Source organism: Paraburkholderia sp. UCT2, assembly GCF_014397665.1.
GTDB lineage: Bacteria > Pseudomonadota > Gammaproteobacteria > Burkholderiales > Burkholderiaceae > Paraburkholderia > Paraburkholderia tuberum.
Window position 1 is genome coordinate 78,505 of record NZ_VZQO01000022.1, and the last position, 18,383, is coordinate 96,887.

17 protein-coding genes are annotated in these 18,383 nt (G+C 65.3%); 14 read left to right on the top strand and 3 right to left on the bottom strand.

The features are described 5' to 3' along the window. Positions 1–12 precede the first annotated feature (12 nt). Positions 13–1,092, bottom strand: coding sequence for a hypothetical protein (locus F6X39_RS19610; protein ID WP_187617784.1), 1,080 nt, complete (start codon positions 1,090–1,092; stop codon positions 13–15). Positions 1,093–1,211: 119 nt separating this feature from the next. Between F6X39_RS19610 and F6X39_RS19615 the strand changes: the two genes are divergently transcribed. From F6X39_RS19615 to F6X39_RS19625, 3 genes are all read left to right on the top strand, one after another. Beyond that, positions 1,212–2,117 (top strand): LysR substrate-binding domain-containing protein, encoded by a 906-nt coding sequence (locus F6X39_RS19615; RefSeq protein ID WP_187617785.1) that lies wholly within the window; start codon positions 1,212–1,214, stop codon positions 2,115–2,117. A gap of 98 nt (positions 2,118–2,215) precedes the next feature. Next, complete coding sequence (locus F6X39_RS19620; protein WP_187617786.1) at positions 2,216–2,890, top strand: HAD-IA family hydrolase; 675 nt, start codon at positions 2,216–2,218, stop codon at positions 2,888–2,890. 34 nt (positions 2,891–2,924) lie between these two features. After that, positions 2,925–4,073: a DSD1 family PLP-dependent enzyme gene (locus tag F6X39_RS19625; RefSeq protein WP_187617787.1), complete on the top strand. Its 1,149-nt coding sequence runs from the start codon at positions 2,925–2,927 to the stop codon at positions 4,071–4,073. Positions 4,074–4,082: 9 nt separating this feature from the next. Here the strand turns inward: F6X39_RS19625 and hpaR are convergent, their stop codons facing one another. After that, the gene (gene hpaR, locus F6X39_RS19630) at positions 4,083–4,490 is read right to left on the bottom strand and encodes a homoprotocatechuate degradation operon regulator HpaR (protein WP_018424961.1); all 408 of its coding nucleotides are present in this window, start codon (positions 4,488–4,490) and stop codon (positions 4,083–4,085) included. A 191-nt stretch (positions 4,491–4,681) separates the two neighbouring features. Between hpaR and F6X39_RS19635 the strand changes: the two genes are divergently transcribed. The 7 genes from F6X39_RS19635 (at position 4,682) to hpaI (ending at position 10,697) form a co-directional block, all read left to right on the top strand. Beyond that, positions 4,682–5,455 carry a fumarylacetoacetate hydrolase family protein gene (locus F6X39_RS19635; RefSeq protein WP_187617788.1) on the top strand — a complete coding sequence of 258 codons (774 nt, stop codon included), beginning with the start codon at positions 4,682–4,684 and terminating at the stop codon, positions 5,453–5,455. Further along, a complete protein-coding gene (locus F6X39_RS19640; RefSeq protein ID WP_187617789.1) occupies positions 5,452–6,210 on the top strand; it encodes a fumarylacetoacetate hydrolase family protein in 759 nt (252 codons plus the stop codon). Before F6X39_RS19635 ends, F6X39_RS19640 begins: the two co-directional genes overlap by 4 nt. A gap of 40 nt (positions 6,211–6,250) precedes the next feature. Next, complete coding sequence (hpaE, locus tag F6X39_RS19645) at positions 6,251–7,708, top strand: 5-carboxymethyl-2-hydroxymuconate semialdehyde dehydrogenase (protein ID WP_187617790.1); 1,458 nt, start codon at positions 6,251–6,253, stop codon at positions 7,706–7,708. Between the two features lie 82 nt (positions 7,709–7,790). Beyond that, on the top strand, positions 7,791–8,654 hold the full coding sequence (gene hpaD / locus F6X39_RS19650; RefSeq protein WP_187613085.1) for a 3,4-dihydroxyphenylacetate 2,3-dioxygenase: 864 nt from the start codon (positions 7,791–7,793) through the stop codon (positions 8,652–8,654). 19 nt (positions 8,655–8,673) lie between these two features. Then, entirely contained in the window at positions 8,674–9,072 is a 399-nt protein-coding gene (locus F6X39_RS19655) for a 5-carboxymethyl-2-hydroxymuconate Delta-isomerase (protein ID WP_187617791.1), read from the top strand. A gap of 7 nt (positions 9,073–9,079) precedes the next feature. After that, entirely contained in the window at positions 9,080–9,883 is an 804-nt protein-coding gene (gene hpaH / locus F6X39_RS19660) for a 2-oxo-hept-4-ene-1,7-dioate hydratase (protein ID WP_187617792.1), read from the top strand. Between the two features lie 10 nt (positions 9,884–9,893). Then, on the top strand, positions 9,894–10,697 hold the full coding sequence (hpaI, locus tag F6X39_RS19665; RefSeq protein ID WP_187617793.1) for a 4-hydroxy-2-oxoheptanedioate aldolase: 804 nt from the start codon (positions 9,894–9,896) through the stop codon (positions 10,695–10,697). A gap of 36 nt (positions 10,698–10,733) precedes the next feature. Here the strand turns inward: hpaI and F6X39_RS19670 are convergent, their stop codons facing one another. Then, positions 10,734–13,055, bottom strand: a complete 2,322-nt coding sequence (locus tag F6X39_RS19670) for a bifunctional diguanylate cyclase/phosphodiesterase (RefSeq protein ID WP_187617794.1) — start codon at positions 13,053–13,055, stop codon at positions 10,734–10,736. Positions 13,056–14,053: 998 nt separating this feature from the next. Between F6X39_RS19670 and bcsD the strand changes: the two genes are divergently transcribed. The 4 genes from bcsD (at position 14,054) to bcsA (ending at position 18,382) form a co-directional block, all read left to right on the top strand. Then, entirely contained in the window at positions 14,054–14,509 is a 456-nt protein-coding gene (bcsD, locus tag F6X39_RS19675) for a cellulose biosynthesis protein BcsD (protein ID WP_090806351.1), read from the top strand. A gap of 146 nt (positions 14,510–14,655) precedes the next feature. Next, on the top strand, positions 14,656–15,393 hold the full coding sequence (bcsP, locus tag F6X39_RS19680) for a cellulose biosynthesis protein BcsP (protein ID WP_187617795.1): 738 nt from the start codon (positions 14,656–14,658) through the stop codon (positions 15,391–15,393). Beyond that, a complete protein-coding gene (gene bcsQ, locus F6X39_RS19685; RefSeq protein WP_187617796.1) occupies positions 15,390–16,178 on the top strand; it encodes a cellulose biosynthesis protein BcsQ in 789 nt (262 codons plus the stop codon). Before bcsP ends, bcsQ begins: the two co-directional genes overlap by 4 nt. After that, complete coding sequence (gene bcsA / locus F6X39_RS19690) at positions 16,175–18,382, top strand: UDP-forming cellulose synthase catalytic subunit (protein WP_187617797.1); 2,208 nt, start codon at positions 16,175–16,177, stop codon at positions 18,380–18,382. The genes bcsQ and bcsA overlap by 4 nt, the downstream gene beginning before the upstream one ends. Position 18,383 lies beyond the last annotated feature (1 nt).

An 18,383-nucleotide genomic window follows, 5' to 3' on the forward strand; every position in this document is an offset into this window, starting at 1 on the left:
GGCCTCGCACGGCTAGCGCCATGTTTCGGTCAACTCGTTGGCCAGCACCATCTTCTGGCGCACCGCCTCGACGAAGGCCGCGTCGATGCCCGCCTGCGCCTTCAGGAATTTAAGCGCGGCGGAATGCACGGCGCGCAACGCGCCGCCGTCGATGCCCGTCATACGCGCCGCGCCGCGGCGCGTTTCCTCGACCAGATCGCGCGCGCTCGTGAAGTCGGGCGACAAGCCGCATTGCGCGTCGAACGCGGCGCGCAGACCGGCCGCGTAGTCGCGCGACTCGCCGAGCCGCTCCATATCGATCAGCAAATCGACGCCCTCGCCCATGCGCAGCGCGCAGAGGATCCACAACGCAATGAACGCGCGATACGCGTTGTCGCTGTCCACCGTGCGCGCGAATTGCTCGCAGGCGACGGCATACGCGTCATCGGGCATCGACGGTAGCGGCGGCAGGCGTACGCCGCACACGCCGATCGCTTCGCGCACCAGCGGGTCCATCTGATTCAGACCGAGCACGCGAAACGGCGCGGCGACAAAGAATGCATTGCTCCACTGCTGCCGCAGCATCCAACCCGATGCGAACTGCGATGCGGGATTGCGCAGCACGCCCACGTGCAGCGCCTCGGCAAACGCGCGCTTCAGCCACGGCAGACGACCGCCCGTGCGGCAAAACTTGAAGACGGGCACGCGGCCCTGCTCGATCGTGTGCTCGCTCAGCGCACGCAGATAGGCCTGCAGTGACGGGAATGTCGCATCGGGATCGCGCGTAAAGCGATCGATGCTGAAGCGCCGGTCGTAACCCGCCACGCCGCGCGCATCTTCGCGCAGAAACGGGCGGTATTCGTCGAAGTATGGTGCGGCGAGCGGCGGGTGCCCCGAGGTCAAGGTCGGCCGCGAGGCGGGCACGTCGGCGGGTTTGAGATCGGCGAGCACATTGCTGAGCGGCTCGTAAAAACCGGCCGCGCGCTCGTGTTCGCGCAGCCGCGACCACACCCACGTGCCCGCGCTGCGCCAGCCCGTGTGCAGAAAAACCGCCTGTTTCAGTGGAGTATTGGGCGTGGCGTCGTACGCGGACGACTCATGAGGCAACGGCATGGGACTTCTCTTCCAATGATTGGATCAATAGACTGGAAGCGCCACTTTACCCTGTGATCGATCCGGACGCATTATGCTGCGAGATTCCCCGCTCCCGCCATTGCACCCAGCTCGCATCCATGAACGATTCGGCCGATATCCGCTTCCTACTCACGCTGCGCGCGAGCGGCAGCCTGATCGCCGCCGCGCGCCGACTCGCGCTGTCGCCGTCGGCGGTCACGCAGCGCCTGCAGCAACTCGAAAAGAAGCTCGGCATGCAGCTCGTGAACCGCAGCGCGCGCCGCCTGCAATTCACCGACGAAGGCCTGCTGCTGTGCGAGCGCGGCGCCGAACTGATCGAACAGTTCGACGCGTTGTTCGACGATCTGCAAACGCGCCGCGGCGGCCTCGTCGGCACGCTGAAGATCAATGCGCCGCTCGGTTTCGGACGACGCCATCTGGCGCCGCTGATCGGCGAGTTCCAGCAGCAGAACCCCGACATCGACGTCGCGCTGACGCTGTCCGACCGGCCCTTGACCGAAACGCTCGATCGCTTCGATATCGTCGTGCATATCGGCGAGCTGCCGCCGTCGAACCTGGTCGGCTATATGATCGCGCCGAACGCGCGCTTCGTCTGTGCGGCGCCCGCGCTCGTCAGGCGAATCGGCCAGCCCGAATCGCCGGATGCGTTGAGCCGGCTGCCATGCATCGTGCTGCGCGAAAACAATGAGGACGTGTCACTGTGGCAGTTCAGCAAGGGCCGCACGCGCCGCGGCGTGCGCGTGTCCGCGCATCTGAGTTGCAACGACGGTGACGTGATCCGCCAATGGGCCTGCGAGGGACGCGGCGTGATTCTGCGCTCCGAATGGGACGTCGCCGAGGATCTTGCGAAGGGCAAACTCGTGCGTCTGCTGCCGGGCTGGAAAGCGCCGGACGCGAACGTGATCGCGCTCACGCATCCGCGGGCGGGACTGCCCGCGCGCACGCGCCATTTCATGCAGTATCTGCAAGGCCGCTTCAGGCCGTTGCCACCGTGGCGGCAGTGATTCAGTCCATCTGAATCTAACAGTCAACCTATCTGAACGCCGAAGTACTATCGAAAACCTATAATTGACTCATCCTCAACAGCCGGCCCCATGCAATCATGACTGCCGCCGCCCATTCCACCGACACCCCCGCCTACCCCGACGCGGTCCTGTTCGACCTGCTAACCGCCCTGCTCGACTCGTGGACCTCATGGAACCGTGCGGCAGGCTCCGACGAAGCGGGCCGCGCATGGCGTGCCGCCTATCTGCGTCTGACATACGGCTGCGGCCGCTACGTTCCCTACGAACAACTGGTGCGCGAGGCCGCCACGCAAGTCGGTTTGTCCGAATCGGCCGCGAACGCGCTCCAGGCGAACTGGCTGAACCTGACGCCGTGGCCCGGCGCGCTCGGTGCGTTGCGCGCGCTCGCGCCGCACTGCAAGCTCGCGGTCGTCACCAATTGCTCGACGCGGCTCGGCTCGCAGGCGGCCGCGCTCTTGCCCGTGCGCTGGGACGCGATCGTGACCGCCGAGGAAGCCGGCGTCTACAAGCCGGACCCGCAACCGTACCGCCTCGCACTCGACAAGCTCGGCGTCGAGCCGCGCCGCGCCGCCTTCGTCGCCGGCTCGAGCTATGACATGTTCGGCACCGCGGCCGTCGGCTTGCGGACCTACTGGCACAACCACGTCGGCCTGCCGCTCGTCAGAGGAGCGCAGGCGCCCGAGGTCGAAGCGGCATCGCTCGATGGGCTGGTGCCGTGGCTCGCAGGCTTTGGCCGCGATCGTCGTCACTGAATCTCCAACCTCACCCCGCTCCTCAGGTGCAAACATGAAACTCGAACAGATCGAAACCCCGGCCGCGCTGATCGACGTCGCGCGGATGCAGAAGAACATCGCGCGGATGCAGGGGCGGATGAATGCGCTCGGCGTCGCGTTCCGGCCACACGTGAAGACCACCAAGTGCATCGACGTCGTGCGCGCGCAGATCGCCGCCGGCGCGCGCGGCATTACGGTGTCGACGCTGAAGGAAGCGGAAGCGTTCTTCGCGGCCGGCGTCGACGACATCCTGTACGCCGTCAGCATGGTTCCGTCGAAGCTGCCGCGCGCGCTCGCGCTGCGCCGCCAGGGCTGCGAACTGAAGCTCGTGGTCGACAATCCGACCGCCGCCACGGCGATCACCGCGTTCGGCGACCAGCACGGCGAAACGTTCGAGGTCTGGATCGAGGTCGATACGGACGGACATCGCTCGGGCATCCAGCCCGAACAGCAGACGCTGCTCGACGTCGGGCGGATTCTGCACGAGAACGGCGTGAAAGTCGGCGGCGTGATGACCCATGCGGGTTCGAGCTACGAGTTGAATACGCCTGAGGCGCTCGCCGCGCTCGCGGAGCAGGAGCGCGCGGGCTGCGTGCGCGCCGCCGAGCGGTTGCGCGAAGCGGGCATCGAATGCCCGGCCGTCAGCGTCGGTTCGACGCCGACCGCGCTCGCCGCGCGGCATCTCGACGGCGTCACCGAGGTGCGGGCCGGCGTCTACGTGCTGTTCGATCTGGTCATGCACAACGTGGGCGTTTGCACGCTCGACGACATCGCGCTTAGCGTACTCGCGACCGTGATCGGTCATCAGGAAGACAAAGGCTGGGCGATTCTCGACGCGGGTTGGATGGCGCTAAGCCGTGATCGCGGTACGTCGCGGCAGTCGCACGATTTCGGCTATGGGCAGCCGTGTTTGCTCAATGGCACGTTGCTGCCGGACTATGTCGTGAGCGGCGCCAATCAGGAGCATGGGATTCTTGCGGCGGTTCCGGCCGATGCGCGAGCCGATGCACAGACCGACGACATCGCGCAGCGCTTTCCGATCGGTATGAAACTGCGCATCCTGCCGAACCACGCTTGTGCGACCGGCGCGCAGTTCCCCGAGTATCACGCGGTTGCGCCGGACGGCAGCAGCGTCGAATGGCAACGATTTTACGGCTGGTAAGTCAGCGCGTCACTCATCCTCTTCCGACAACCCCGCCAACAGATCGTCGACCGCGCGATACACGCGCTCGACGATCTCCGGTCCCACCTTGCGCTCGAGCTCGCGATAGTGCGCCTCTAGATCCTTCGAAATCACGCGCACCAGTTCGACGCTCGTATCGGTCAGCGACACGAGCACGCGCCGCTGATCCTCAGCGAAACGTTCTTTCGTCACGAGTTCCATGCTCTCCATGCGCGCGAGCACGCCGGCCATGCTCGGGCTCGAAATCGTGCAGATGTCGGAGATGTGGCGCGGCTCCATCGGGCCGTGCTCGTTGAGCGCGCGAATCACTCGCCATTGCTGCTCGGTGAGTCCATGCGCGGTGATCAACGGACGAAAACGCTCCATCATTTTTTCGCGGGCGCGTAACAACAGCATTGGCAAATTGCGGTGCAAAACTCGGGTGGACGCAGCGGACATGGCGGCAAGGAATCAGAAAAAAACAGCTGTCGAAGCTTACGGGAAAACCCGCGATCATCCGGCAGCCTATTGACCGTCGATGATATCAAGCGAGATACTACTAACATCTTAGTGTTTTCGCAAAACTTTCGCCACGAGGCTGCGCATTTATGTTTGCCCTTGCCGATCATCTGCTGCATCCCGAAGGCGACGCGCTGCCTCGCGACGTGGACGCGCACACCGCGGCCGCGTTGCTGGCACGCGGCGTTGCGTGTCGCGCGCCGGTCAGCGGCGCCGTGTACGGCACCCTGCTGAACGATCGCGCCGCCTTGAACGCGCTGGGCGACGCACTGCATGCGGCACCGTACAAGGCACCGCCGAAAGCGCCGATTCTGTATCTGAAGCCGCGCAACACGCTGGCCGGGCATCGGGCGCGCGTGGTCGTGCCGGATAACACGCTCGGCGTCGAGGTTGGCGCGTCACTCGGCATCGTGATCGGCCGTACCGCGACGCGCGTCGGCGTCGAGCGCGCGGCGGACTACATCGCCGGCTATACGCTGGTCGGCGATCTGAGCGTGCCGCATACCAACGTGTATCGCCCGAACGTGCGACTGCACGCATGCGACGGCTTCTGCGTGATCGGACCGGCGCTCGTCGCCGCGCGCCACGTCGCCGCGCCGGATCGGCTCGACATCGCCGTCTCGCTGAACCGCGCCGAACCGTTCACGGCAAGCACCGCAACGTCGGTGCGCAACGTCGCGCAATTGCTCGTCGACGTCACCGATTTCATGACGCTGAACGCGGGCGACGTGCTCACGCTCGGCGTCCGGCACGGCTCGCCGGTCGCGCACGTCGGCGATACGGCCACGCTGTCGATCGGCACGCTGCCGCCCTTGACCATATCGTTCATCGGCATGGATCAACGAAACGGAGAACCGTCATGATGCGCGGCCGCGTCGCCTATGCGGGAGCGTTTCACGAAGCGTATCCGCACGAACAGGGTGTCCGCCTCGCCGACGGCCGCGTGCGTCGCGAGGACGAAGTGGTCTGGCTTGCGCCGATCGAAGTCGGCACGATCTTCGCGCTCGGCCTGAACTACGCCGAGCACGCGAAGGAATTGCAGTTCAGCAAACAGGAAGAACCGCTGGTGTTTCTGAAGGGGCCCGGCACGGTGCTCGGCCATCGCGGCGTCACGCGTCGCCCCGCCGATGTCACGTTCATGCACTACGAGTGCGAGCTCGCGGTCGTGATCGGGCGAACCGCGCAAAACGTCGCGCGTGAAGACGCCATGCAGCACGTGGCGGGCTACATGATCGCGAACGACTACGCGATTCGCGACTACCTCGAAAACTACTATCGCCCGAATCTGCGCGCGAAGAATCGCGACGGCGGCACGGTGCTCGGCCCCTGGTTCGTCGACGCCGCCGACATCGCCGACGTCACGCAGCTCGAGCTGCGCACGTTCGTCAACGGCACGCGTCAGCAATGCGGCAATACGCGCGATCTCGTCACGGGCATCCGCGCACTGATCGAATACCTGAGCGGCTTCATGACGCTCGCGCCCGGCGACGTGATCCTGACCGGCACGCCCGAAGGCGTCGTCAACGTCAACACGGGCGACGAAGTCGTCTGCGAAATCGACGGCCTCGGCCGTCTCGTCAACACGATCGCCTCGGACGCGGACTTCGGCCGCGCCTGATCGACAGCAAAAACCCACCGAACAGCGAAAGGACAAGGCAATGCCGATCGACCATCTGATCAACGGCGAGGCGTGCACCTCGAGCGACTATTTCGAAACCGTCAATCCGGCCACCCAGGAAGTGCTCGCCGAGGTCGCACGCGGCGGCGCGCAGGAGATCGATGCGGCCGTGCAAGCGGCCAAAGGCGCCTTCCCCGCCTGGGCCGCGAAACCCGCCGCGGAACGCGCGAAGCTGATCCGCAAACTCGGCGAGCTGATCACGAAGCACGTGCCCGAAATCTCGGAGACCGAAACGAAGGACACCGGCCAGACGATCTCGCAGACGCGCAAGCAACTGGTGCCGCGCGCGGCCGACAACTTCAGCTATTTCGCCGAGATGTGCACGCGCGTCGACGGCCACACCTACCCGACCGACTCGCATCTGAACTACACGCTGTTTCATCCGGTCGGCGTGTGCGCGCTGATCTCGCCGTGGAACGTGCCGTTCATGACGGCCACCTGGAAGGTGGCGCCCTGCCTCGCGTTCGGCAACACCGCTGTGCTGAAGATGAGCGAGCTGTCGCCGCTGAGCGCCTCGATGCTCGGCAAGCTCGCGCTCGAAGCGGGCATCCCGGCGGGCGTGCTGAACGTCGTGCACGGCTATGGCAAGGAAGCGGGCGAGCCACTCGTCGCGCATCGCGACGTGCGCGCGGTGTCGTTCACCGGGTCGACCGCGACCGGCAATCGCATCGTGCAAACCGCGGGCCTGAAGAAGTTCTCGATGGAGCTTGGCGGCAAGTCGCCGTTCGTGATCTTCGACGACGCCGACTTCGAACGCGCGCTCGACGCCGCGGTGTTCATGATCTTCTCGAACAATGGCGAGCGCTGCACCGCGGGCTCGCGCATTCTCGTGCAGCGCTCCATTTACGCGCGGTTTGCCGAGCGCTTCGTCGAGCGCGCGAAGCGTCTGACGGTGGGCGATCCGCTCGCGGACAGCACGATCGTCGGCCCAATGATCAGCGAGGGGCATCTCGCCAAAGTGCGCAGCTATATCGAACTCGGCCCGAAGGAGGGTGCCACGCTTGCGTGCGGCGGGCTCGATACGCCCGAGTTGCCAGACGCCTTGCGTCACGGCAATTTCGTCACGCCGACCGTGTTCGTCGACGTCGACAACCGTATGCGCATCGCGCAGGAAGAGATCTTCGGACCGGTCGCGTGCCTGATTCCGTTCGACGATGAAGCCGAGGCGATCCGTCTCGCCAACGATGTTTCGTATGGTCTGTCGAGCTATCTCTGGACCGACAACACGGGCCGCGCGTTGCGCGTGGCGGCCGCCGTCGAAGCCGGCATGTGCTTCGTGAACAGCCAGAACGTGCGCGATCTGCGCCAGCCGTTCGGCGGCACGAAGGCGTCGGGTGTGGGCCGTGAAGGCGGGACGTGGAGCCACGAAGTGTTCCTCGAACCAAAGAACGTCTGCGTGTCGCTCGGCTCGCATCATATTCCGCGCTGGGGCATTTAATCGCGACGTCAAACGAAATTGCTAAAGCATGGGACCGGAGTAAGAGCTGACGCTCTAACTCCGCTCGACACTGGAGACCGCGATGGGCAAACTCGCGTTGGCAGCAAAAGTTACACACGTGCCGTCGTTGTATTTATCCGAGCTCGACGGTCCGCACAAGGGTTGCCGTCAGGCCGCGATCGACGGACACCATGAAATCGGCCGACGCTGCCGCGAACTTGGCGTCGATACGATCGTCGTGTTCGACGTGCACTGGCTAGTGAATAGCGAATACCACATCAATTGCGCGCCGAAGTTCGAAGGCGTGTACACGAGCAACGAGCTGCCGCATTTCATCAGGAACATGCCGTACGCGTATCCGGGCAATGTCGGGCTCGGTCAGCTGATCGCGGACATCGCCAACGAAATGGGCGTGAAAAGCCGCGCGCACAGCGAGACCACGCTCGAGCTCGAATACGGCACGCTGGTGCCGATGCGCTATATGAACGGCGATCAGCACTTCAAGGCGGTGTCGGTGGCGGGCTGGTGCATGTGGCACGACCTCGCGACCAGCGCGCGTTTCGGCCTCGCGGTACGCAAGGCCATCGAAGAACGCTACGACGGTACCGTGGCCATTCTCGCGAGCGGCTCGCTGTCGCATCACTTCGCGAACAACGGCACCGCCGAGCAGTTCATGCACAAAGTCTGGAGCCCGTTCCTCGAACAGATGGATCGCAGCGTGGTGCGCATGTGGGAAGCCGGCGACTGGAAGACCTTCTGCGACATGCTGCCGCTCTACAACGAGAAATGTTGGGGCGAAGGCGGCATGCACGATACCGCGATGCTGCTCGGTGCGCTCGGCTGGGATCGTTACGACGGCAAGGTCGAAGTCGTCACGCCTTATTTCGGCAGTTCGGGCACCGGCCAGATCAACGCGATCTTCCCGGTCACGCCGCTACCCGTCTGACACTCGCGAAGGGATCGCCATGCCTCACTTGACACTCGAATACAGCGCCAACCTCGCGGACGCGCAACGCCTCGGCGATCTATGCAAAGACCTCGCGCAGTGCCTCGACGCGCAGCGCGATAACGGCGAGCGCGTCTATCCGCTCGGCGGCATCCGCGTGCGCGCGCTGCGCTGCGACCAGTACTGCATCGCCGATGGGCGGCCCGACGCCGCATTCCTGCACGCCAATCTGAAGATCGGCGCGGGCCGCCCGGAGGCCGTCAAGAAGGCGACCGGCGACGCGCTGTTCGCGCTGATCAAGCAGCGCTTCGCCACTGAGTTCGAACGGCAGGGGCTCGCGTTGTCGCTCGAAATCAACGAGTTCAGCGAAGCGGGCACCTGGAAGCACAACAATCTGCACGCGCGGTTCAAGGGCTGACATCATCATGCTAGACGAACAAACCATTCGCGACCTCGCCGCGCAACTCGATCACGCGGAAAAGACCCGCACGCAGCTGCGCCATTTTTCCGCGCAGTATCCAGAGATGACCGTACTGGACGGCTACGCGATACAACGCGAGTGGGTCAAGCTGAAACTCGCCGAAGGCCACGTAATCAAGGGCAGGAAGATCGGCCTGACGTCGCGCGCGATGCAGCGCTCGTCGCAGATCGACGAACCGGACTACGCGCCCCTGCTCGACAGCATGTTCATCGAAAGCGGCCAGGACATTCGCGTGGATCGCTTCATCGCGCCGCGCGTCGAAGTGGAACTCGCGTTCGTGCTGAACAAACCGCTGAAGGGCCCCGGCGTCACGCTGTTCGAGGTGCTCGACGCGACCGCGTACGTGAGCCCGGCCGTCGAAATCATCGACGCGCGCATCGAGCAGTTCGATCGCGAAACACGCGCGCCGCGCAAGGTCCATGACACGATCTCCGACTTCGCCGCGAACGCGGGCGTCGTGCTCGGCGGCCGGCCGGTGCGTCCGCTCGACGTCGACCTGCGCTGGGTCGGCGCGCTGCTGTACAAGAACGGCGCGGTCGAGGAAAGCGGGCTCGCGGCGGCGGTGCTCAACCATCCGGCCACCGGCGTCGCGTGGCTCGCCAACAAAATTGCTCCGCATGACGAATCGTTGAATGCGGGCGACGTGATCCTGAGCGGCTCGTTCACGAGCCCGGTTCCCGCCCGCGCGGGCGACACGTTCCACATCGACTATGGCCCGCTCGGCGGCATCGGTTTGAATTTCATCTGAACGCATCAACATGTCCTTGCCGAACAACCCCTTCAAGTGCGCGCTCGCCGAAGGCAGACCGCAGTTCGGCCTGTGGGCCGCGCTCGCCGACGCCTACGTGACCGAGCTGCTCGCCACCGCCGGCTTCGACTGGCTGCTGATCGACAACGAGCACGCACCGAACGACGTACGCAGCACGCTGTCGCAATTGCAGGCGGTCGCCGCGTATCCGTCGCATCCGGTCGTGCGGCCGGTACGCAGCGACGCCGCGCTGATCAAGCAGTTGCTCGACATCGGCGCGCAAACGCTGCTGCTGCCAATGATCGACACGGCCGCGCAAGCGCTCGATGCGGTCGCGGCCACCCGTTATCCGCCGCAAGGCATTCGCGGCGTCGGCAGCGCGCTCGCGCGTGCGTCGCGCTGGAATCGCGTGCCCGACTATCTGGACAACGCCGCCGACGAACTGTGCGTGATCGTGCAGGCGGAGACCGTGCAGAGCCTCGACAATCTCGTGGAGATCGCGCATGTGGATGGCGTCGATGGCGTGTTTTTCGGGCCCTCGGATCTGAGCGCGTCGATGGGATTGCTCGGCAAGCCGGGCGACGCGCGCGTGCGCGACGCGATTCGCCACGGCATCGACACCGTGCGCACCGCTGGCAAGGCAGCGGGCGTGCTCGCCCCTGATCCCGCGCTGGCGGCCGGATATCTGGCGGCGGGCGCGACCTTCGTCGCGGTCGGCACGGACACCGGCTTGCTGAGCCGCGCGGCCGCGGACCTCGCCGCGTCGTACAAGGACCTGGCGGTGAGCGCGCCGCAGGTCAAAGGCGGGTATTGAAGCGAAAGCCTTTGAAGCGAAAGCCTTTCACTTCCCCTACTCGCCCGCCGGCCAAGGCAAGCCTCGCGCCGACCAATCTAGCTCGACCCCCATCACACAGCGCCCGCTCGCCAGCTGCACGGCAAGTGTCACTGCGATGCACGGCCGCCCGCTCGCGAGCGACAGATAAGGATTACTGGTGACCGCCTCGCCGGGCAGCAGCACCGCATTGCGGAAGTACGGCCGATGATCCCAGCGCGCATCGCGCGGATTCGCGACCGGCTGCAGCGACGCGGCGTCCTCGCACCACGCCGGCCCACGCACCTCGTGACCGATCTGGCGGCCGGTGTCGTCGAGGATGAAACAGCTGATGCAACGCCCGAAGGTGGCGAGCAGCGCGAACGCGTCGTCCATCATGGCGCCGGCGCGCAAGCCGTCGGCCGCGCGCCGCAGTTCGAGCCGGTACGGCTCCATTTCGGATTCGAACAACGCATGCTGATGCGCACGGCCCTGCGCGATCACGTCGAACGCATCGTCGATCTGGCGATGCACCGACTCGGGCGGCGCGATCTCTGCCGCGGGCCGCCCTAGCAGATAGCCCTGCGCGAAATCGACATTCGACTCGACCGCGAGAATCAGCTCGTCGGCCGTCTCGACGCCTTCGACGACCACCAGCATCCCCGCCTGGTGCAGCAGCGACACGAGTTTCGGCAGGATCGGCTGCTGCGTGCCGTACGTGGTCGCGCGAATCAGCTCGCCGTCGAGCTTGACGAGGTCCGGCCGGATCCGCAGCAGCCGGTCGAGATTCGACTGGCCCGCGCCGAAGTCGTCGACTGCGATCAGGAAGCCGTGCTGGCGATAGCGCGCCGCCGCGCGCGACATCTCGTCGACGCTGCCGCCATGCGATTCGAGAATCTCCAGAATCACGCGCTCGGGTTCGAGCCCTGCGACGCGCACGATCTTCGTCAACTGGTCGGCGTAGCCTTCGGCGACGAAGGTGGACGGCAGGATGTTCAGGAACAGCCACGCGTCGCCGGGCAGCGCGCGACGCGCGTTGCCGAGATGCACCGCGTGGCTCGCGCGGTCGAGCGCGCCTTCGTCGCTCGACGGCTTCGGCGCGAACATCACGACCGGCGGCACCAGCGTGCCGTCGTCATGCTCTCCGCGCAGCAGCGCCTCGAAGCCGACCTGCTTCTGATGCGATAGGCTGTAGAGCGGCTGAAAGTGCGAGATCAGATAGAAGTCTTCCCAGCGGTAACGCGCCGCGTTGGCGCTCGGGTCGCCGAACGGTGACTGCAGCGCGTCGAACGGCAGCGCGCGCGCCGCGCAGACACGGTTGCGGCCCGTCTGCTTCGCGCGCAGCAACGCTTCGTCGGCGCGATCGAGCAGCATCATGAAGCTTTCGCCGCGCCGATGCTCGGCGACGCCGAAGCTCGCGGTCAGATGGCCGTCCGGCCGTTCGATCGCGGCGATGTCGAGGCGCAGCCGCTCGGCGATCTGCAGCGCGCCGGTGAGATCATCGTCGAGCAGCAGCGCGAATTCCTCGCCGCCGATGCGGCTCACGCTTGGGTAGAGCGCAACCGCGTCCTTCAGCACCTGCGCGACCTGGAACAGCGCATGGTCGCCGACCGCATGACCGAAGCGGTCGTTGAGCGACTTGAAGCTGTCGATGTCGAGAAAGATCGCGCTGATCTGCGCCCCTGGCGCCAGCGTCTCGAGGCGTCCCTCCGCGTGCTTGACGAACGAGCGACGATTTTGCAGGCCGGTCAGCGGATCGGTCGCCGCGAGTTGCGCGAGCTGGCTCTCGAGCAGAAAGTGATTGCGCCGGAAACGGTAGAAGCCGAAATGGAATACCACCGCCGTCGGCGCACCGATCGCGATGACCCACGTCCACACGGCCGCCTCGACCTCGGGCGCATGTGCTTTGCCGCGCAGCAGCGCGATGGCCGCCGCGTAGAACACCACGCTGCCGGTGACGAAATGCGCGGGCGTGAGCCATAGCGGCGCCGCGCAGATCGGTATCACCACGAATGCGGGCAATAGCCACGGCAACGGATGCGCGAGGCCCTTCGCATTCAGCACGAGCCCGGCGATCAGCACCAGTTCGTACGCGACGCCGATCGCGCCGAACAGCGCCGTCGACTTCGCGCGCGGGATCGCCAGCACCAGCAGCGCGAGCAGGAGCGCGCACAGCAGCCGGTACGCGAGCGGCCCGGCCGGTGCGCCGACCAGTTCGCGCGCCGTTACCATGCACAGGAACGCAACCACCGTGAAGCCCATCGTCACGAGGGAAAGCGGCCGCTGATGGTCGAGCGAGCGCCGGTGAAAGCGCTCACGCATGCTTGGCTCGGGCAGGTGCTGCGTTGGGATGGCAGACATAGATGGCTGATCAGGGTTTCCGGTCACTCCGCCAATAGTTATCGGCAAACGTTCGATAAACATTTATGGCTAACGTAACACGACGTATAAATTCGGCGCCTGCGTGCTTGAAAGTCGTGCTGCTTCCCACAGTGCGATCCGGCGATCCGGCCACCGGCCGGGCCGCGCTACGCCGCCATCACCCGATCGCGCCCCGCAGCTTTCGCCGCGTACAACGCACGGTCGGCGCGCGCCATCATCTGCGCAAGCCGTACATGGCGCCGCGCGTCGTGTGGCCGAGGCACAGCAGCAGCGCCGCTGTCGCGAGAAAGTAGAAGCTGTAGCGCGGCCGGTTGGCCGGGGTCCGGTCAGCATCAGCAGCCCGAGCACCCCATAGAGGCTCGCGTGATGGGCGGACATCAGCGCGACGCGCGCATTGAAGTTCGGCGCGACGAAGGTCCAGTAGACCATGCCGATCAGCACGAACAGCAGCCCCACATAAGCGGGCCACGGCCGCGAGCGCGTTGGCGGCGATCCAGTAGTTGACACCGCACGGCCATCGCCATTGCGTCCGCCAGAATCGTGACCAGCAGAATAGTGAGTAGATTGAGCATTGCAAATTATTTGAATCGAACGCCGCGCCGATCTTTCGCGCGACTCACCATCCGCCAATGCATGATTAAAAGACTAAAGCTCAAAGCAGGCCGGATTGCCGGCTAATACACATATGGTTCCGCAAGCCTTTTCGCGCGCCAGGCGAAGATTAACCTTTCAATTTCTTTTAAGCAGCAAAAATTACGCAATTCATGTGTATCGAGTGCGCGTTTATTAACATATAAGCCGAGCAATGGAAAGTGGCTAAAAGCCTGTGTCTTAAGTAGACTTCTCATGATGTGTGCCGGGCACCCTAGACAACCCGGCAGAAATGACGTAATCGGCGCCCGATTGCCGAACGACTCCGATGCTCAATGGCTGTCACGTTCGCGATGTGCAACGGGCCGCGACCACTTCCGGAAAACATGGTCCCAATTCTCAACTATCTGCTCGAACGCCAAATCTCGCCGCAATGGCGCGGCATGCTGAGCGCGCTGGCGAGCGAGTTCGAAGCGCAAATCGGACACGACGAGCTGCGCCAGCTGATGCATCGCGTCGGCAGCCGTTTCGCGCTCGCGTATCCGCTGCCCGCCTGCGCATCGACGGCCGAGCTCGAGCAGGTGTTGAATTCTTACTGGCATCAGATGGATTGGGGTTACGTCGCGCTCGCCGATGAGGCGGAGTCGCTGCGCATCATTCACTATTGCGCGCCGCTGCCCGCCTTCGGCGAATCGGCGCTCGCCTGGACGCCGGCATTTCTCGAAGGCGCCTATCAGACGTGGTTGAGCGCGTTGGGCGCGCAGGGTTTGTCGGTCGTGCAGACGAGCGCGTTCGGCGAGGACAGCTCGCTCGAATTCCGCCTCGGCCGTCACCCCGCCTGAGCACCAGCGGTTCTGCACGCGTACGTGCGAACGAGCGTGCGACGGCGATACAGCCGCCACGCAGAAGCAGGAAAGGCAGTTCAAATAGACAGCACCCCGAGCAGTCGGTTTGGGGCCATGCACGGTATGTAACAGACGACGGCATCATGAGTTCATCGAGCGACATCGAAAAACTGTTCGAGCAATTTGGCGGCGACGCCAACGCGTACCAGGAGATCGGCCGCGAGAACGACGCGCGCACCGCGCGCACTCGTTGGCCGCTGCTCGTGACGCTCGATCTGACGCAACCGGTCATTCCGGCAATCGGCCAGCTTCGCGACGCGAAACCACAGCCGCCGAAAAGCGTGGCGCCACGGGCCGCCGTCCACGAGGACACGACACCGAAGGACATGGCATCCGTGACGCGCGCGAAGGCACCGCTGTTCACGCGCCCGCACCGGCGTGACATTCCACCGGTACCTGTGGCCGCAGCCCAGCCCGCGGCGCCGAGCGGCGCGTCACGCTTCCGCACGGCCGACGAACTCGACGAGGCGGCCGCGCAAACGATTGCGCCTGTCGCGCCAGACAGGACACGCCCCGCCGCGCCCGCCGCGCCCGCTGATGGCAGCGCGAGCCCGGCACCGGCATCGTCGATGCCACCGCCACCAGCGCCGCAACCCACCTATACGGCCCAACCCGCGCAACCGGCCCAACCGCCGTCGATCCTCGGCAAGATGTTTGCAGCGCAAACCCCGAGCGCGCCGCCGCAAGCGGCCGCGGCCGCGTCGCTGAACTCGGTGTTCGACCGTCTGCGCGGCACGTCCGCCCAAGGCACGCAAGCACCCGCCGGCACCGCGCGCGGCGGCTTCGCCTCGTGGCTCACCAACGGTCCGCGTCGCTCATGAAAGTCATTGCCGTGGTGTCCGCCAAAGGGGGGGTCGGCAAGACCACCCTCGCCGCCAATCTCGCCTCCGTGCTCGCCAACAGCGGCCGGCGTGTGATTGCACTCGATCTCGATCCTCAGAACGCCCTGCGGCTGCACTTCGGCGTGCCGCTCGACAGCATCGACGGCCTGTCGCGCGCGACTCTGTCGGGCAACCCCTGGCAAACGGTGATGTTCGACGGTATCGACGGCGTGACCGTGCTGCCGTACGGCGCGCTGCTGGAGGACGACCGCCGCCGCCTCGAGGCGCATATCGACCAGCATCCGCAATGGCTCACGCAGACGCTGCAGCACCTGCGGCTCGATGCGTCCGACATCGTGATCGTCGATACGCCGCCCGGCTCGTCGACCTACGTGCGAACCGCGCTGAGCGCGGCCACCTTCGCGTTGAACATCGTGCTCGCCGACGCCGCGTCGTACGCGGCGATCCCGCAGATGGAGCGGCTGATCGAAACCTACGCGGCGCCGCGCGCGGACTTCGGCGGCGTCGGCTACGTGATCAACCAGATCGACCAATCCCGCCAGTTGACCAAGGACGTGCTGAAGGTGCTGCGTCAGATGCTCGCCGGCAAGGTGTTCCCCGGCGTGATCCATCTCGACGAAGGCGTCAGCGAAGCGCTCGCCTGCGACACCACGCTGATCCATTACGATCCGCTGAGCCAGGCCGCCGCCGATTTCCGTGCGTGCGCCGCCTGGCTCATGGTGGCGCTCGACGCGATCGCCGCCCAGCCAAGGAACGTCGCATGAGCAGTCCAGCCTCCTCGCGCGAGCCCGAGGGCGGCGAGCCGTCGCGGTTCCAACGCTTCATCGACGCAAGCTTCTGGAACAGCCGCATCGTCACCGGGCTCGTCACGATGCTCGCGCTGTACATGCTGTACTTCGTGTTCACGGTGCCGCTCGAGTTCTATCAGCAGCTGACCTTCGCGACCCTGTGCTTCGTGCTCGCGCTGCTGTTTCGCCGTCGGCCCGGCCGCTACGCGACGATGGTGATGATCATGCTGTCGATCGTCGCGTCGGGCCGCTACATGTACTGGCGGCTGACCGAAACGACGTACTGGGAGCATCCGCTCGACGCCACCTGGGGTCTGCTGCTCGTGTCCGCCGAGCTCTACGCGACGATCGTGCTGATGCTCGGCTACTTCCAGACCGCGTGGCCGCTCAAGCGCAAGCCAATGCCGCTGCCCGCCAATCGCGACGAATGGCCGACCGTCGACGTGTTCATCCCGACCTACAACGAGCCGCTCGCCGTCGTGAAGCCGACCGTCTACGCGGCGCTCGCGCTCGACTACCCGGTCGACAAGATGTCGATCCACGTGCTCGACGACGGCCGCCGCGCCGAGTTCAAGGCGTTCTGCGAGGAAGTCGGCGTGAACTGGACGATCCGCACGCACAATCGCCACGCGAAGGCCGGCAACATCAACGAGGCGCTGAAGATCACGAGCGGCGAGTACCTCGCGATCTTCGACTGCGATCACATCCCGACCCGCTCGTTCCTGCAGATCGGCCTCGGCTGGTTCCTGCGCGACAAGCTGCTGTCGATGCTGCAAACGCCGCACCACTTCTTCTCCGCCGACCCGTTCGAGCGCAACCTCGGCACTTTCCGCAAGGTGCCGAACGAAGGCGAGCTGTTCTACGGCCTCGTGCAGGACGGCAACGATCTGTGGAACGCGACGTTCTTCTGCGGCTCGTGCGCGCTGCTGCGCCGGAGCATGGTCGACGAGATCGGCGGCATCGCGGTGGAGACCGTCACCGAGGACGCGCACACCGCGCTGAAGCTGCACCGCCTCGGCTACACCACCGCGTATCTGGCGATTCCGCAGGCCGCCGGCCTCGCGACCGAAAGCCTGTCGGGCCACATCGGCCAGCGCATCCGCTGGGCGCGCGGCATGACGCAGATCTTCCGCATCGACAATCCGCTCACCGGCAAGGGGCTGAAGATCGGCCAGCGGCTGTGTTACCTGAACGCGATGATGCACTTCTTCTACGGCGTGCCGCGTCTCGTGTTCCTGACCGCGCCGCTGTCGTATCTGTTCTTCGGCGCGCATGTGATCGAGGCGGCGGCCAGCACGATCGCGATCTACGCGCTGCCGCACATGATGCACGCGAGCATCACCAACTCGCGGATGCAGCGCATGTTCCGCCATTCGTTCTGGGCCGAGGTGTACGAGTCGGTGCTGGCGTCGTACATCACCGCGCCGACGCTGCTCGCGCTGATCAACCCGAAGCTCGGCAAGTTCAACGTGACGGCCAAGGGCGGCGTGATCGAGAAGAGCTACTTCGACTGGTCGATCTCGCGACCGTATCTGTTCCTGCTGCTGCTGAACCTGCTCGGCTTCCTCGCGGGTCTCGTGCACATCTACATGAACTGGCACGTGCGCAGCATCGTCGAGACCACACTGCTCAATCTCGCGTGGACCAGCTACAACATGCTGATCCTCGGCGCGAGCGTGGCCGCCGCGAGCGAGCGCCGCCAGATCCGCGCGGTGCCGCGCGTCGCGATGAAGATGCCGGTGATGCTGAAGTTCTCGACCGGCCGCACGCTCGCGTGCGAAACGATCGACTACTCGGAAGGCGGCGTCGGCATCGCGCTGCCCAGCACCATCGAAGTGCCGATGCAGGAGCGCGTGACCGTGTCGCTGTTCCGCGGCGACGAAGAGTACGCGTTCCCCGCCACCGTCAGTTTTACCGGGCCGGGACGCGTGGGGCTGCGCTTTTCGTCGATGTCGCGCGAACAGGAGTACGAGTTCGTCAAAACCACCTTCGCGCGCGCGGACGCGTGGACCGGCTGGGCCGAGGGACGTGAGACGGACACACCGCTGCGCGGTCTGTCGCACGTGCTGAAGGTCGGCGTGCGCGGCATCGCGGGGCTGTTCGAACATCTGTACGACGACTTGCGCAGTTCGATCAAAAGCCGTCCCGCGGACGTCAAGAAGCTAAAAACGAAAGACTGAT